The sequence below is a fragment of the Roseibium aggregatum genome (genome assembly GCF_017309185.1).
Lineage (GTDB): Bacteria > Pseudomonadota > Alphaproteobacteria > Rhizobiales > Stappiaceae > Roseibium > Roseibium aggregatum_B.
In genome coordinates, this window is sequence record NZ_JAEKJZ010000001.1 from 688525 (window position 1) to 703866 (window position 15342).

The 15342-nt window shown below is 60.5% G+C and carries 15 protein-coding genes, 1 tRNA gene and 1 riboswitch; of the genes, 8 read left to right on the forward strand and 8 right to left on the reverse strand.

The window, feature by feature from the left end; translation table 11 throughout:
- Positions 1–292: 292 nt before the first annotated feature.
- The gene (locus tag JF539_RS03085; protein ID WP_328809190.1) at positions 293–2107 is read right to left on the reverse strand and encodes a PHA/PHB synthase family protein; all 1815 of its coding nucleotides are present in this window, start codon (positions 2105–2107) and stop codon (positions 293–295) included.
- Positions 2108–2145: 38 nt separating this feature from the next.
- A complete protein-coding gene (locus JF539_RS03090; protein ID WP_207138881.1) occupies positions 2146–2541 on the reverse strand; it encodes a hypothetical protein in 396 nt (131 codons plus the stop codon).
- Between the two features lie 400 nt (positions 2542–2941).
- On the opposite strand from JF539_RS03090, the gene JF539_RS03095 reads away from it, so the two are divergent.
- Both JF539_RS03095 and JF539_RS03100 read left to right on the forward strand, forming a co-directional pair.
- Positions 2942–4306 (forward strand): MBL fold metallo-hydrolase, encoded by a 1365-nt coding sequence (locus tag JF539_RS03095; RefSeq protein ID WP_207138882.1) that lies wholly within the window; start codon positions 2942–2944, stop codon positions 4304–4306.
- Between the two features lie 164 nt (positions 4307–4470).
- A complete protein-coding gene (locus JF539_RS03100) occupies positions 4471–4992 on the forward strand; it encodes a hypothetical protein (protein ID WP_207138883.1) in 522 nt (173 codons plus the stop codon).
- 502 nt (positions 4993–5494) lie between these two features.
- Here JF539_RS03100 and JF539_RS03105 read toward each other — a convergent pair.
- Positions 5495–5568: transfer RNA gene (locus JF539_RS03105), tRNA-Gly, on the reverse strand.
- 174 nt (positions 5569–5742) lie between these two features.
- Between JF539_RS03105 and JF539_RS03110 the strand changes: the two genes are divergently transcribed.
- Positions 5743–6549, forward strand: coding sequence for an ion transporter (locus JF539_RS03110; RefSeq protein ID WP_207138884.1), 807 nt, complete (start codon positions 5743–5745; stop codon positions 6547–6549).
- Positions 6550–6881: 332 nt separating this feature from the next.
- Here JF539_RS03110 and JF539_RS03115 read toward each other — a convergent pair whose 3' ends face one another.
- On the reverse strand, positions 6882–7346 hold the full coding sequence (locus JF539_RS03115; protein ID WP_207138885.1) for an Lrp/AsnC family transcriptional regulator: 465 nt from the start codon (positions 7344–7346) through the stop codon (positions 6882–6884).
- A gap of 156 nt (positions 7347–7502) precedes the next feature.
- On the opposite strand from JF539_RS03115, the gene JF539_RS03120 reads away from it, so the two are divergent.
- The gene (locus JF539_RS03120; RefSeq protein WP_207138886.1) at positions 7503–7715 is read left to right on the forward strand and encodes a DUF1127 domain-containing protein; all 213 of its coding nucleotides are present in this window, start codon (positions 7503–7505) and stop codon (positions 7713–7715) included.
- A gap of 27 nt (positions 7716–7742) precedes the next feature.
- Here JF539_RS03120 and JF539_RS03125 read toward each other — a convergent pair whose 3' ends face one another.
- On the reverse strand, positions 7743–8291 hold the full coding sequence (locus JF539_RS03125) for a YigZ family protein (RefSeq protein ID WP_207138887.1): 549 nt from the start codon (positions 8289–8291) through the stop codon (positions 7743–7745).
- A 6-nt stretch (positions 8292–8297) separates the two neighbouring features.
- Positions 8298–9434 (reverse strand): 2'-deoxycytidine 5'-triphosphate deaminase, encoded by a 1137-nt coding sequence (locus JF539_RS03130; RefSeq protein ID WP_207138888.1) that lies wholly within the window; start codon positions 9432–9434, stop codon positions 8298–8300.
- A 140-nt stretch (positions 9435–9574) separates the two neighbouring features.
- Positions 9575–9654, forward strand: a riboswitch (SAM riboswitch).
- A gap of 46 nt (positions 9655–9700) precedes the next feature.
- On the opposite strand from JF539_RS03130, the gene JF539_RS03135 reads away from it, so the two are divergent.
- Entirely contained in the window at positions 9701–10900 is a 1200-nt protein-coding gene (locus JF539_RS03135) for an O-succinylhomoserine sulfhydrylase (RefSeq protein WP_207138889.1), read from the forward strand.
- A gap of 73 nt (positions 10901–10973) precedes the next feature.
- Positions 10974–11738 (forward strand): Stf0 family sulfotransferase, encoded by a 765-nt coding sequence (locus JF539_RS03140; protein WP_328809191.1) that lies wholly within the window; start codon positions 10974–10976, stop codon positions 11736–11738.
- Here JF539_RS03140 and JF539_RS03145 read toward each other — a convergent pair.
- Entirely contained in the window at positions 11735–12343 is a 609-nt protein-coding gene (locus tag JF539_RS03145; RefSeq protein ID WP_207138890.1) for a CDP-alcohol phosphatidyltransferase family protein, read from the reverse strand. The two genes, JF539_RS03140 and JF539_RS03145, sit on opposite strands and share 4 nt — an antisense overlap.
- A gap of 142 nt (positions 12344–12485) precedes the next feature.
- Between JF539_RS03145 and apaG the strand changes: the two genes are divergently transcribed.
- Complete coding sequence (gene apaG / locus JF539_RS03150) at positions 12486–12887, forward strand: Co2+/Mg2+ efflux protein ApaG (protein ID WP_207138891.1); 402 nt, start codon at positions 12486–12488, stop codon at positions 12885–12887.
- A 30-nt stretch (positions 12888–12917) separates the two neighbouring features.
- On the opposite strand, the gene JF539_RS03155 is transcribed toward apaG, so the two are convergent.
- Complete coding sequence (locus JF539_RS03155) at positions 12918–13331, reverse strand: tellurite resistance TerB family protein (protein ID WP_207140821.1); 414 nt, start codon at positions 13329–13331, stop codon at positions 12918–12920.
- Positions 13332–13617: 286 nt separating this feature from the next.
- Here JF539_RS03155 and JF539_RS03160 point away from each other — a divergent pair, with 286 nt between their 5' ends.
- A complete protein-coding gene (locus JF539_RS03160) occupies positions 13618–15276 on the forward strand; it encodes a lysine--tRNA ligase (RefSeq protein ID WP_207138892.1) in 1659 nt (552 codons plus the stop codon).
- Positions 15277–15342 lie beyond the last annotated feature (66 nt).

The window sequence follows — 15342 nt, forward strand, 5'->3', positions numbered from 1 at the left end:
TTTCGACCTTTTGAAACCGCTTCGCCTAGTCGTATCACTTCGTATGCCGGTCGCAATCGGCGACCGTCGGTGTTGACCCCGGCCATGAGCGTGTGAGCGGTAAATGTGGCTCCGGAAACGTGACACACCTCTCGCAGGTCACCCCGGACACAGCGAAGCGGTGATCAGGTGTCCACTCGTTTCCAGAGCGATATCTGCAGGTTTCAGAGCCTTTGCCGCTTTGATTGGCGAGTGGCCCCCGGTTCCGCGCTGGCGCTTGACCGGGATGACACTGAAACTCGTGGCAGACACCTCACGTTTGCATCACATAGGTCCCCGGCGCGTCGCACAGGGGCGGATAGCCCAGCTCCGTGTTTCCGATTTCGCGGGCCGCCACCGTTCCGCTGGAGTGCTTCTGCATCCACTTCACCCATTGCGGCCACCAGGAACCTTCGTGCCTGGGGGCGTGTTCCGTCCACTCGCTCGAACTGGGGTGCGGACCGCCGAGCTTGTAAGTCAGCGTCTTGAAGGAGCGGTGCGGATGGCCTGGCTCGGAGACAATGCCCGCGTTGTGGCCGCCCGAGGTCAGGACGAAATCCACATCCGTGTCGAACAGATGGACCAGCTTGAATACCGACTTCCACGGAGCGACGTGGTCGGTCTCGGTGCCCACGGCGAAAACGGGCACGGAAATGTCCTCGAGATGCACGTTCCGTCCGTCGACCTTGAACCGGCCGCGCGACAATTCGTTGTTGAGATATAGCTGGCGCAGATACTCGGAGTGCATGCGGTAGGGCATGCGGGTGGCGTCGGAGTTCCAGGCCATGAGGTCGTTGGGCGCGCGCCGCAGACCCAGCAGATATTCGCGCACCATGCGCGACCAGACGAGATCCTGCGAGCGCAGCATCTGGAAGGCGCCGGCCATTTGCCTCTGGTCCAGGTAGCCGTTCTTCCACATGGTGTCTTCGATGAAGGAGAGCTGGCTCTCGTCGATGAACAGGCCGAGTTCGCCGGCTTCGTTGAAATCGACCTGCGCGGCGAGCATGGTCTGGGTCCTGATCCGCTTGTCGCCGTCCCGCGCCATCGCGGCGGAGGCCATGGCGAGCAGGGTACCGCCGAGACAATAGCCGGCAACATGCGCACTGTCCGCCCCGCTGATCGTCTCGACGGCGTCAAGCGCGTCCATGACGCCGAGTTTCAGGTAGTCCTCGAGCCCGACATCCCGATGGCTCTCGTTCGGATTGACCCAGGAAATGCAGAAAACGGTGAAGCCCTGGCTGACCAGATAGCGCACCAGCGAGTTTTTCGGCGACAGGTCCAGGATGTAATATTTCATGATCCAGGCCGGAACGATCAGGATCGGCTCCGCCTGAACCACATCCGTCGTGGGCTCATACTGGATCAACTCGATAAGATCGTTGCGGTAGACCACCTTGCCCGGCGTCACGGCGACGTTGTCCCCAGGCGTAAAGCCGTTGCCGTTGTCGCGGACCAGATGGGCTTCCTTCAGGATGTCGTTCGTCAGATAGCTGAAGCCGCGCAGCAGGTTCGCGCCGCCTTCCTCGGCCGTGGCCTCCAGCACTTCCGGGTTGGCAAAGGCGAAATTTCCGGGCGAGATCATGTCCAGCATCTGGCGGGTGTAGAATTCCACCAGCCGTTCGTGCTGCCGGGTCACGCCGGCGACGCCGGTCGTCGCGGACTGCCACCAGTGTTCGGCAAGCAGGAAGGACTGGGCAAAAAGGTTGAACGGAGGTTTTTTCCAGGCGTCGGCGCTGAAGCGGCGGTCCTGGGGCAGAGGATCCACGCAATGCTGTTCCTCGCCGCCCTTCAGCATGCAGCCCGCGGCGAATGTGGCGAGCCGGACCTGATTGCGGAAGAAGTCCTTGAGGATTTCCTGCTGTTTGCCCGGAGAAATCGCCAGATGCATGGCCCAGTCCTGCCACGCCTGAAGAAGGCTGATCGGGGATATCCCCAACGACATGGAGGCCAGGGCCGCATGGTGCAGCCTGTCCTCGATCTTGTAGATGTCGTCCCTGGGGCGTCCGGTTTTCGCCGGGATCGGCGCAGGATCCTGCCTTGCGGGCGGGACCGTTACGGGAGCGGGTTGCGTCTGCACGTTCTGAACCACATTCGTTTCCTTGTAGCGCCCTTCACTTCACATCGGCTTCAAATGCCGGCGGTTGCCGCCGACTTGAGCTCTGCGACGAGGTCCTCGGTCTTCTTTTTCACCTGATTGGCCGTATCCACGGTCATGCGCGAACCGAACGTGGCTGCTTTCGCGGCTTCGCGGGAATAGTCGTCGATGGCTTCCAGCATGTAGTCCGAGATGCCGGACAAGGTCTCGCTGGGTCTTTGCGGTTTCGACAGGGCCTCGACAAAGGCGACATCCTTGACCAGCCGGAATTTCAGGAAATTCACCATCTCTATCTGCCATTCCAGCACTGTTTTCGCGCATCGGGTCTGGATATCGGCCGCGTGGACGAAAGGGTTGCCATCCTGGTAGGGAAAGGGGGCCCAGACCTCGGTGGGTTTCTTGCCTTGACTGGAAGTTTTAAGCGCCATCGGGCCGGCCTCCGTTCTCTTCAAGCGTTTCCGAAAACTTTCATGGATACGTATCTTGGAATTTTGACAGGAATGCATCATGACCTGAAGGCGAACCGCACGGTCAAGACAATTTCTTTTGCCGCCGTTTCCCCGGCCTCGCCGGATTGAGCGGCATCCGCCGGTGGACAGTGTGGCAGAATAAGGCATGGCCCGTCAGAAGCGTTGATCATTGTCAATTTTAACCGGGCTGGAAGTGGGCAGGATCGGTTCCGGGAGCGACGGCGGACTGCGTTTTTTCTTCAGTTCGGGAAAACGCGTTAAAACCGGGAAGGAAGACCGCCTTGCGGAGGAAGCGAATACCGAATGGAAGAAAGCCGGCCTCTATTCCCGAGGCAGAACGGCGAATGGAAGGGTGTGCATGAAACTGAAATTGACGTTTCTCGGCGGCGTCTCAACGGTCACGGGATCGAAATACCTGCTGGAACGGGACGGCCTGCGCGTCCTTGTCGATTGCGGGCTCTTCCAGGGCTACAAGCAACTGCGCCTGAGGAACTGGGCGCCGTTGCCGGTCGATCCGAAATCCATCGACGCGGTCATCCTGACCCACGCGCATCTGGATCATTCCGGCTATCTTCCCCTTCTGGTGCGCGACGGCTTTGCCGGACCGGTGATCTGCACGCAAGGCACACGCGACCTGTGCGCGATCCTGTTGCCCGACAGCGGGTTCCTGAACGAAAAGGACGCGGAGTTCGCCAACCGCCACGGCTTTTCCAAACACAGCCCCGCGCTGCCGCTCTATACGAAAAAGGATGCGGAAGCGTCGCTCGACCGCTTTTCTCCGGTGCCGTTCGACAGGGACACGGACATCCTCGGTGAACTGAAGGTCCGGTTTCGCTGCGCCGGTCATATTCTCGGTGCCGCGAGCGTGGAGCTTGTTTGGGGCAGCACGAAGATCGTTTTCTCGGGCGATCTCGGCCGCTACGGCGACGCGACCATGCTCGATCCGGCGGAAATCCGGCAAGCGGACTACCTGCTGGTGGAATCCACCTACGGCAACCGGCTTCACGAAAAGGGCGATCCAGAGGACGAACTGGCGGAGGTGATCAACGAGACGGCCGGCCGCGGGGGGACGGTACTCATTCCCGCCTTCGCCGTTGGCCGCGCCCAGTCGCTGCTCTTCCATATACAAAGCCTGAAGGACGCCGGCCGCATTCCCGATCTGCCGGTCTTCCTCGACAGTCCCATGGCGGTCAGGGCCTCCAATGTGTTCGGCAAACATGTCGGAGATCACAGACTGAGCCGGGAGGCGTGCGACTGGTCCGGCAACACGGCGCGTTATGTGGCTGATGTGGAGGAATCGAAAGACCTCGACCGGAACGTCATGCCCAAGGTGATCATCTCGGCGAGCGGCATGGCGACCGGCGGCCGCATCCTGCACCACCTGAAACACTATGCGCCGGACCACCGCAACACCATCCTGTTCGCGGGATTCCAGGCAGGAGGAACCAGGGGCGCGGCCATGGTCGCGGGAGCCGAGAGCGTGAAGATCCACGGTTCGCAGGTGCCCATCCGCGCTGAGGTCGGCAACCTGAACATGCTGTCCGCCCATGCCGACGCGGACGAGATCCTGCGCTGGCTGGGCAATCTGGAGGCGCCGCCGAAGCAGACCTTCATCACCCACGGCGAACCGGATGCCTCCGACGCCCTGCGCTACCGGATCGAGCACGAGCTGGGCTGGGCGTGTTCGGTGCCGGATTACCGGGACGAGGTTTTTCTGGAGTGAGCAGACATGACCACATATTTGTACACTCCAGAGAGTTCCGGATCTGAAGTGTGAGCCCTGATTGTTGAATTGCTTGCTCAGCCGTGCTTGGTAAGTTTCTAGGGAGGCCGGTCTCAGGTCCAAAATCAGTTTTCTTAATTCAACAGAGTTGAATGGTGGCCGTTATGGGTAAGAAGAAATACCAAGAGGATGTTGTCCTCATCTTTGTATTTTCAATCCTTCTTCTCTCTGCGGCTTGCTATTTCATGGCTTGGCGAAATCCAGACATAACTGGCTGGTTGCTGTTTGAGTTTTTCGCAGAGAACCTGGTTTTCTTCGAGCGCCGGTATAACGATACTCTACACTATAGCCAAAGTGGAGCTATCTACTATTTTTGCTCTATCGCAGGTTTGGCCTTTCTTACACCCGGACTTCTTGTCTACGATCTGTTTTTATCAAAGCGCGGCTTTGCTGAATGCACCGCAACCCGCGTGCAAACTTTTACGTCGCTGACGTTTGTTGTGATCTTCTTTTTTCCGGTCTTTTGGTGGAGCGCTTCATTGCATGGGAAGTTAAACATCGAAGGGGGAAGCATACTTGTCGGGGCACTCTTTCCGATAATAGCCGGTCTTTATATTTGCTGGGCCGCTTTCACGTTGGCTAACGTTGTTAGGATAGTTTTCAAACGTGATCTGCAGGATGCCTGACGAAACGCCTCTTCACGCATTGCTTCTTGGAAAGCCCACAATTTGATCATGGTGTCTGCATTTTTTTGAAAGATGCCAATGAGCCGCTTCGGCGTCGCCGCTTGGAGTCATGCCTCTGGCGGACGCGGCGAGCCTTTCAGCCAGCGCAGCAGGACAAGGGCTGCCAGGAAAGAGGGGACCAGCGCGGCGGCGCCAATCCCGGCAATGATCAGGGGAAGTGCCTAAAGGGTCTCGAAATTGTTCAGTCTGACGTCGCCCTTACGGCCCGGAAGGAATCGGTTCGGCTTCACTCCGGCGGAAGCGGCCCTTGCCGTTGAAATGCTGAAAGGCGACGGCCGGGCTGCGGCGGCCAAACGATGCGGTATTTCCATCAATACCGCCCCAACGCATCTCATGAGGATTTTCGAAAAGACCCGCGTGAAACGGCAGGCGGAACTGATCCGCGTGTTGCTGGACGGATAAAAGCGGGCAGCCGGGTCTTCGGGGCGGACAATCGAAGAACTGGAGCGGGTGAAGGGAATCGAACCCTCGTCTTAAGCTTGGGAAGCTTCTGCTCTACCATTGAGCTACACCCGCGTCGCAGATGACGCTTTCTGCGCTCTGCCGCGGCAACTGTCAAGCTGATCCGCCGTCTTTCTCCCCGGCGTTTCTTTCCCCCTTTCCCACAGCCTGCGATCTTGCACTGCGGCATTGAAATCGCCATCTTCGCGCCGGTGGAACTGTGCGATCGATCGAAGGTGGATGTGGGACATGACAACAAGGGAACGGACCAGGGCGCTGGTGACCTCGCGCAACTGGGAATTCGGCATCATCGCCGTCATCGTGGTGAACGCCGTTACGCTGGGACTGGAAACCAGCCCTGTCGTCATGGCGCGTGCCGGAGACCTTCTTCATCTCATCGATCGGGTCATTCTCGGGATTTTCGTCGTAGAGCTGGCGTTGCGCCTTTACGCCCATGGTCCAAGGTTCTTCCGGGATGCGTGGAACGTCTTCGATTTTACCATCGTCGCCATCGCGCTGCTGCCCTCGTCCGGCTCCCTTTCGGTGCTGCGGTCCCTGCGTATCCTGCGGGCGCTGCGCCTGATTTCCGTCGTCCCGTCACTGCGCCGGGTCATCGGCGGGCTGATCGCGGCGCTGCCGGGCATGGGCTCCATCGTCGTCCTGATGGCGCTGGTGTTCTACGTCTTCGGTGTCATGGCGACCAAGCTGTTCGGCGCATCGTTTCCCGAGTGGTTCGGCGATCTCAGCGCCTCGCTCTACACGCTCTTCCAGATCATGACCCTGGAAAGCTGGTCCATGGGCATCGTCCGGCCGGTGATGGAGGTCTACCCCTATTCCTGGCTGTTCTTCGTGCCTTTCATCCTGTGTACCGCTTTCACGGTCCTGAACCTCTTCATCGGGATCATCGTCTCCGCCATGCAGGAAGAGCACGAGGCGGAGGCCGACGCCAACCGCCAGGCGATCCACGACGATACGGGACTGATCCTGCAGGAGATGAGGGCGTTGCGCGACGAAGTCCGGGAACTGCGGGCCGGGATGGGGAAGGAACAGGGCTGACCCTTCTCGAAAAAGGCCGTTGCGCCAGGGTTCGAACCTAGAGCCATTCCCGGTCATCTTGAACCATTTGATGGCTTTTGACGGCTCGCTCGGCAAGTCGCGTCGCGAAGTGCGATGCGGTGCATCGTGCAAGCGGCGCAACGCTGCCGATGGGTCGTCAAAAGCCACCCGGATCGGGTAAACTGTGAAAAATCAATTTCTTATGGCTGGACAAAATTAGACTCTGGCTTCGTTGGAGAGCGCTTGAGGTGGGCAGTACCGCTGCGCGCAATCCGCCTCGCCAGAGACTAATTTTGTCTCAGTCAAATGATTCAATATGACCGGGAAGAGCTCTAGGCTTTGGGCGCAGGTTCCGGGTGCGCATCGTAGCTTCTCAGCACGACAATCGTTTCGAAGCTGGCAATATCCTCAGAGTAGAAATGGACCTCGGTGAAGTTGGCATAGGCTTCCATGGACGCACATTCCACCGTCAGGACAAGATCGGCCTTGCCGGTGACGTGATAGATCGTGGTCACTTGCGCAAGGGCGGCGAACTTGCGCCGGAGACGGTCGATCCGGTCCGGTTTTCCGGGCGGAATCACGAGCATGACCAGCAGCTTGACCGTCTGACCGGCCACCTGGGGTGAGATGATCGCGACTTCCCGTTCGATCGCCCCGATTTCGCGCAACCGCTGAACCCGTCTCAGGCAGGCCGCCGGCGAAAGACCGACGGCCTCGGCGAGCTGCCGCCCTGTCTGGCGCGCGTCGTGCCGCAGGAGGTCCAGGAGCTTGCGGTCGAAACTGTCGATGGCATCCATACTGCTGGCTCCGGTGCAAGAATGAGGTTGATGAGAGAAATTATCATCTGAAGCCTGAAATTTGCGAAAAATCCGCAACAGACAATCCAATGAACGCAATTCACGCGTTGAGCTTGCGTAGCCTGGGTCTTGCCGTCAAGACAAAGGAGCAAGACGATGATCGAACGCACTGCCGAGTTTTCCCATTCGCATGTCCTTCCGGCTCCGTGGCCGCCGGGCGAGGGGATCTTTTCCAAGGTCCTGAAATACCTTGAAAGGCGTGAGCGCCGGCTTCGCGATGCGCGCAGACTTTCAGTTCTTCCGGACTATCTTCTGGACGATATGGGCCTGAAGCGCAGCGACTTGCCTTCGGCGGAGCGGTTTTGGTGAGGAGAGGGGACGACGGATGGCCGTACCCTAAAGGTCCGCCAGGGCGTCTTCCGGCCCCTCGACTGTCAGCGACACTCCGTCTTCCGTGAAGTCCCTCGAGACCACCGTTAACCCGAGCGTCTCGATCCGTTTTTCCAGCTCCGAGCCAGCCGAGAAACCTGCCTTGACCGTCCTGGTCAGGACCTTCTGGAACGGTACCAGGTCCGCGGCGTTGATCGCGTCCTGGGCAGCACCCGAATAGGCGCGGGCGAGGCCGCCGCCGCCGAGTTTCGTGCCACCGAAGTAGCGGACGATCAGAACGGCGCAGTTGATCAGCTCCGCTCCCTGAAGCACGCGCAAGGTGGGCATGCCGGAAGTGCCGGCCGGTTCGCCGTCGTCCTTGCCGCTCTCCTCGATCCGGTCGTCGTCAAGCAGGCGCCGGTGGGCGGTAACGATATGGGCGGCTTTCCTGTGCTCCTTGCGCAGCTCTTCCAGGCGTTGCTCGAACCTGTCGAAGGGTACCAGATGCGCCAGAAAGCGGGACTTCCGGTCCTCCAGAAAGCCTTCGAATTCCCGGGTGATCGTCTTCAAGCCCATGGTCCGTCAGGCAGGGGTCCGGAAATGCTTGGAGAGTTTCAGCGACTGGCCCTGGTAGTTGGAGCCGATGCCCTCGCCGTAGAGGCTGCCCGGTCGTTCCGCCATGTGCTCATAGACGAGGCGGCCGATGGTCTGGCCGTGCTCGACGATGAAAGGCACGTCATGGGAGCGGACCTCGAGGACTGCCCGCGAGCCGACGCCGCCCGCACCCGAATGGCCGAAGCCGGGGTCGAAGAAGCCGGCGTAATGCACGCGGAATTCACCCACCAGCGGATCGAAGGGCACCATCTCGGCGGCATAGTCCGGCGGCACGTGGACCGCCTCCTGGCTGACCAGAATGTAAAAGGCATCCGGATCGAGGATCAGCTCCGGCGCCTGCCGGCGGTGGATGGGCTCCCAGAAGTCCAGCGGGTCCTGTGCCCCGACCTTGTCCACGTCGATCAGGCCGGAATGATGCTTGGCGCGATAGCCGATCAGGCTGCCGGGACCGCTGCCTTCCAGGTCGATGGACAGCTGCACGCCGCCGCCGATCCGCTCGTTGCCGCCGCTCATCAGCGTGTGGAACTCGTGAATCTCCTCCAGGACATGATCCGGGATCAGCGACTGGCCGCGCCGGAACCGGATCTGGCTGAGCCGCGAGCCGGTGCGAACCAGGATCGGGAAGGTCAGGGGAGAAATTTCCGCGTAAAGCGGACCGGTGTAACCGGAGGGAACCGTATCGAAGGCGAGGCCGTTGTCGGTGATTACGCGGGTGAACACATCGAGGCGCCCGGTGGAACTCTTCGGGTTCGCAGTCGCGGATATGTCTTCGGCAAGCGACAGGCTTTCCTGAAGCGGAACGATATAGACGCATCCGGTTTCCAGAACCGCGCCGTCGGCCAGGTCGAATGTGTGCAGCTTGAGCTGTTCGAGCCGGTCCGCGACCTTGATCTCGGGGCCGGGCAGGAAACTGGCGCGCACCCGGTAGGCAACCTTGCCCAGACGCAGGTCGAGGCTCGCGGGCTGTATCTGGCCGGCAACCGGCGGTTCGTCGGCGGCAATCTCGCCGGAGGAAAACATGGCGTGAATGATGCGCTCCGGCAAGATGCCGTTTTCCGCAAGTGTGGCGCTTCCGTTCAAACCCTGTTCCGCTACTGCGTTCATCGCGTGTTCCTGCCGTTTTAGTCCCTTTCGTCCTTAACGGATGCGGCCGCTCAGGCCAACAGGGTTTCTGGCGGGGAACGGGGTTTGCCACGGAGTTTGTCGCAAAGAGATTGACCGTCCCGGTATTTTCCCGTACGAGAGGCTCTCATCGTGGTGATTTGGGCCGGCCGGCTTGCAGCCACGTTAAACAAGTCGCTAAAAAGGCCGGAGGTGGAAACCCCGGTCTTGAGGCTGGGGTTTTTTGCGTTTGGAACGGAATTTACGACATGACTGAGACCGACAGGACCGGAGAAAAGAACTGGCGTCCGGCGACCGCCCTGGTGCACGGGGGAACGACCCGTTCGCCGTTTGGGGAAACCTCGGAGACGATCTACCTCACGCAAGGGTTCGTCTACGACAACGCGCAGGCGGCGGAAGCCCGCTTTAACGGCGACGATCCGGGCTATGTCTATTCCCGCTATGCCAATCCCACCGTTTCCATGTTCGAGGACCGCATCAAGGCGCTGGAAGGCGCGGAGGCCGCGCGGGGCACCGCGAGCGGCATGGCCGCGGTCAATCTGGCGCTGATGGCATCGGTGAAGGCGGGGGACCATGTGATCGCCGCCAAGGCCCTGTTCGGCTCGTGCCGCTACATCTGCGAAACTCTTCTGCCCCGCTTCGGAGTGGAAAGCACGCTGGTCGACGGCACCGATATCGAGCAGTGGAAAGCCGCCGTCCGCCCGAACACAAAGGCTCTTTTCCTGGAAAGCCCGACCAACCCGACGCTGGAAATCATCGACATCGCCGCCGTGGCGGATATCGCGAAATCGGCAGGCGCGCGGTTGATCGTCGACAATGTCTTCGCCACGCCGATGTTTCAGTCGCCGCTCTCCCTTGGAGCGGACGTGGTGGTTTATTCCGCCACCAAGCATATCGACGGTCAGGGGCGCTGTCTCGGCGGTGTCATCCTGTCGGATGAGGAATGGATCACCGACGAGGTGATGCCGTTTGTCAAGCATACCGGCCCGCACATGAGCCCGTTCAGCGCCTGGGTGCTCCTGAAAGGGCTGGAAACCCTGCCGATCCGCATTGCCCGGCAGACGGAAACCGCTGGAAAGATCGCCGATTTCCTAGCCGGACAGTCCAAGGTGAAGCGGCTGATCTATCCCGGACGCGACGACCACCCGCAGGCGGAAGTCGCCAGACGCCAGATGCGCGGCGGGTCGACCATGCTCGCCTTCGAGGTCGAAGGCGGCAAGGAAGCGGCCTTCCGCTTCACCAACGCGCTGGAAATCGTGAAGATCTCCAACAATCTGGGTGACGCCAAGAGCCTGATCACCCATCCGGCGACCACGACCCACCAGTCCATCGGCGAAGAAGCCCGGGCGGAACTCGACATCAACGACGGCCTGCTGCGTTTGTCTATCGGCCTGGAAGACCCGCTCGATCTTCTGGAAGACGTCGAAAAGGCGCTCGGAGCGGTTTAAAGCGGGGTTTTCGCTGCCTTTTTTCGATAGGTGAGATACCTGTCGCGCGGTGATACCGAAAGGGAAAGCTACCGTGTCTGAGCCGGACTACGCCGCCTATATGATCTGCACGTCGCCGCGCAGCGGCAGCACGCTGCTGTGCAAGCTGCTTGCGGCGACCGGCGTTGCCGGGAAACCCGGATCTCTGTTCCACGAGCCCTCGTTGAGCGAATGGCTGGACTATTACGGCTTGGAGAACGACGAGACGTCGAGCGAAGCGGATTTGCTTGAAGCGGTGTTCGAGGCGGCGCTGAACAAGGGACGGGGAGGCACGCCGCTGTTCGGACTGCGGATGCAGCGCAGGAGTTTTCCGTACTTCTGCGCGCAGCTGAAAAAGCTTCATCCAGGCCTGCGCGACGATGTCCGGCGGATCGAAGCGGCGTTCGGGCGGACGCTGTTCATCCATCTCACCCGCGAGGACAAGCTTGCGCAGGCCGTCTCCTTCGTGAAGGCGGAGCAATCGGGCCTTTGGCACAAGGCGCCGGACGGAACGGAAATCGAACGGCTCTCGGAGCACCGGGAACCGGTCTACGATGCTGGCCTGATCGGGCGGCACATGGAAGAGATGACCGCCTATGACCGGGACTGGGAGGCCTGGTTCCGATCGCAGGGCCTGGAACCGCTTCGGATCACCTACGACGCTCTTTCAAGAGATCCCGAGGCGCAGCTCTTGAGACTTTTCAAGCGCCTGAAGCTTGACCTGGATGCCGCGAAAGGGATCGCGCCGCCCGTCGCAAGGCTCTCCGACGCGGTCAATCGCGACTGGATGGAGCGTTACAGGGCGGAAGAGGGGCGTTAATCCCGCAAAGCTCCGATCCCCATCAGCACCCTGGAGCCGGCGGAAACGAAGCAGATGCCCGCGAAAGCCCAGGCCAGTATTGGGAACCAGCCCGGCAGCAGCGCCATCAGGAGAAAGACCGCGATTGTCTCCGCGCCCTCCGCGAGACCGCTCAGATAATAGAGGGATTTCGCTCCCTGGGCGTCGGTCCTGAGCTTGTTCTTTTCCGCCATGATGGCAAATGCCAGGAAGGCCGAGCCGTTGGCGTAGAAGCTTGCCAGCAGCGCAGCCGCGGCAAGGGCGTTCGCGGAAGGGTTCTGAAAGGCGAAGGCGAGAGGGATCGCGCCGTAAAAGAAGAAATCCAGGCTGATGTCGAGATAGCCGCCGAGGTCGGTCTTCCGGGTCGCCCGCGCCACCGCCCCGTCGAGACCGTCGGCCAGCCGGTTGAGCGCGATCAGGAGAAACCCGAGAAGCGGTGCGTCGAGCGCGATGGCCACAGCCGCGGCCATCCCCAGGACGAAACCGGTTACGGTCACGGCGTTCGCGCCGACCCCGGTCCGCGCCAGCATCCGGCCGAGACGGTTCAGCGGCGGGTCGATCAGGGGGCGCAGGCGGGCATCGAACATGAACGGGACTTGCTTTTTAAATGAATTCAGCGCCGTTCATGCAAAATCCTCTCCCGAATCTCAAGCAAGACACTTTCACGCTTGCGTCATTCGCCCTATAAGCCCCTCCAGAATGCGGGTTTGATATCCAAAAGGAACAATCGTGTCCGGCAGTTACAGCGCCACCACAGACGGGATCGAGGTCTCTGTTGAGCCGTTTTACATGGACGACGAATCCAGTCCGGAAAACGGCGAGTTCATCTGGGCCTACATGGTGGAAATCCACAACGGCGGAACCGGGCCGGTTCAGCTCAAGACGCGCCATTGGCAAATCACGGACGGCCTGGGCCGCATGGAGGAGGTGCGCGGTGAGGGGGTCGTCGGAGAGCAGCCGGTGATCGAGCCCGGAGAAACGTTCGAGTACTCCTCCCATTGCAGGCTGACCACCGATTCCGGGATCATGGCCGGATCCTACTCGATGGAAGACGAGGCCGGCGCGCTTATCGAGGTCGCAATCCCCGCCTTCTCGCTGGACCTGCCCGACGCGATCCACAGCCTCAACTGACGAGCGCCTGCGATCCGCCGGAGAGGACGGTCAGACCGTCCGGTGCCGGGCGATCGCACCGCGCTCGATGGCGGCGACGGTCAGCTTGTCGAGGCTGAAGCGGTCGCGCAGCAACTGAAGAAGCCGGAGTTCCTCCTTTTCCACGTGCAGGTCGGCGGAGGCGACTTCGACGGCGAGCGCATAGGCGGTATCGTAGAGTTTCGGCGGGAGAACGTCGCCCACCAGTTCCAGCACCAGCTGCAGGCCGTTTTCCTCCTGGAGGATGTCGCCGCAGCGCTGGGCCGCGGGAATGACCCGGTTGCTGTCGTAACCGTTGAAGACCGGCAGCATCTTGATCATGTCGCCGATGGTGGCCAGTTCCTTGTCGGTCATCTCGTTGTCCGAAGCGGAAACGATGACCATGACGTAGATGAGGGCTTCCTGAATGGTGATCGGCTCATTCATAGACACTATTTCGTTCTCCAGTGGTGCCGGTTCGAACGCACGGTGTAATGGGTTGTCGGCCAAGCTTCAAGTCATCGGACCGCGATATCCAAGTCCCGGTTCCCGCCCGCCGTTTCCGAAGCCGTCAAGGCCCTTGGAAGTCAGTCTCGTTCCGGGGTCTTCGCCGTGCTCCCCTTTCATTTGATTGCACACGACGGCGGCTTGATCTAGTGTCCCGCCGCAGCCGCCGGCCGGACGCCCTGCGGTTGCGTGAATTTCATCCAAAACAGAAGAACGACACTCGAAAATGACCGACCATTCCCTGCCCACGCTCGACCTTTCGCAAGACTTTGTCGAAGCGGCCCAGAAATCCAAAGCCTGGCCGTTTGAGGAAGCACGCAAACTGGTCAAACGGGTGGAAAAACGGGATCCTCAAAAACCGGTTCTTTTCGAAACGGGCTATGGTCCGTCCGGCCTGCCTCATATCGGCACCTTCGGCGAGGTGCTGCGCACCACCATGGTCCGGACCGCCTTCCGTCTTCTGACCGAAGACAAGATCCCGACCCGGCTTCTGTGCTTTTCCGATGATATGGACGGCATGCGCAAGATCCCGGAAAACGTCCCGGACCGGGCTGCGCTCGAACCCTATCTGCAAATGCCGCTCAGCGCAGTGCCGAACCCTTTCGGAGGCGATTACGAGAGCTTTGCCGCGCACAACAACGCCATGCTGCGCCGGTTCCTGGACACGTTCGGCTTCGACTACGAATTCGCCAGCGCGACCGAATACTACAAGTCCGGCAAGTTCGACGAGGCGCTGATCAACGCCACCGGGAAATACCGGAAGATCATGGACGTGATGCTTCCGACACTGGGCGAGGAACGCCGGGCGACCTACTCGCCGTTCCTGCCGATCTCGCCAACCTCCGGTCGCGTGCTTTACGTGCCGATGAAGGACGTCAATCCGAAGGACGGTACGATCACCTTCGACGACGAGACCGGCGAGGAAATCACCTTGTCCGTTACCGGTGGTAATGTGAAGCTGCAATGGAAGCCGGATTTCGGCATGCGCTGGGCTGCCCTCGACGTGGACTTCGAGATGTTTGGCAAGGATCACATGACCAACGCGCCGATCTACGACAAGATCTGCAACATCCTGGGCGGCAAGGCGCCGGAGCATTACGTCTACGAACTGTTCCTCGACGAAAAGGGCGAGAAGATCTCCAAGTCGAAGGGTAATGGCCTGACCATCGACGAATGGCTGACCTACGCTTCGCCCGAGAGCCTGGCGCTTTACAATTTCCAGAAGCCGAAAACCGCGAAGAAGCTCTATTTCGACGTCATTCCGAAGGCGGTGGACGAATACTACACCTTCGTCCAGAAGTACGATCAGATGCCGGTGGAGCAGAAACTGCAGAATCCGGCATGGCATATTCACTCCGGCAACATTCCCAAAATCGACATGCCGGTGCCTTTCGCCATGCTGTTGAACCTCGTGTCGGCATCCAACGCGGAAAACAAGGAGGTTCTGTGGGCCTTCATTTCCCGCTATGCGCCGGGCGTGACCGCCGGGACCCATCCGGAACTGGATGCCCTTGTCGGCTACGCGATCCGCTACTTCGACGATTTCGTCAAGCCGACCAAGTCCTTCAGGACGCCGGACGAGGTCGAACGGACAGCGCTCGAACAGCTCGACGCGAAACTGGCGGAGCTGCCCTCCGACAGCGATGGTGCGGCGATCCAGGACGCGGTTCTCGATGTCGCCCGCGCCATCGAACGCTACCAGGATCCGAACAAGAAGGGCCCCGACGGCGGCCCGGGCGTCTCGGTCGCCTGGTTCTCCGCGCTCTACCAGTTGCTGCTGGGGCAGGAAAAGGGACCGCGTTTCGGTTCCTTCGTGGCACTTTACGGTATTGCCGAAACCCGCGAGATGATCCGCAAGGCGCTGGCGGGTGAACTGACGGCTTGATGGGACGCCAAGCGCCTGTTTTCAAAAGGCGGGGCAAAAGCTCCGCCTTTTTCGCATTCGCGGTCA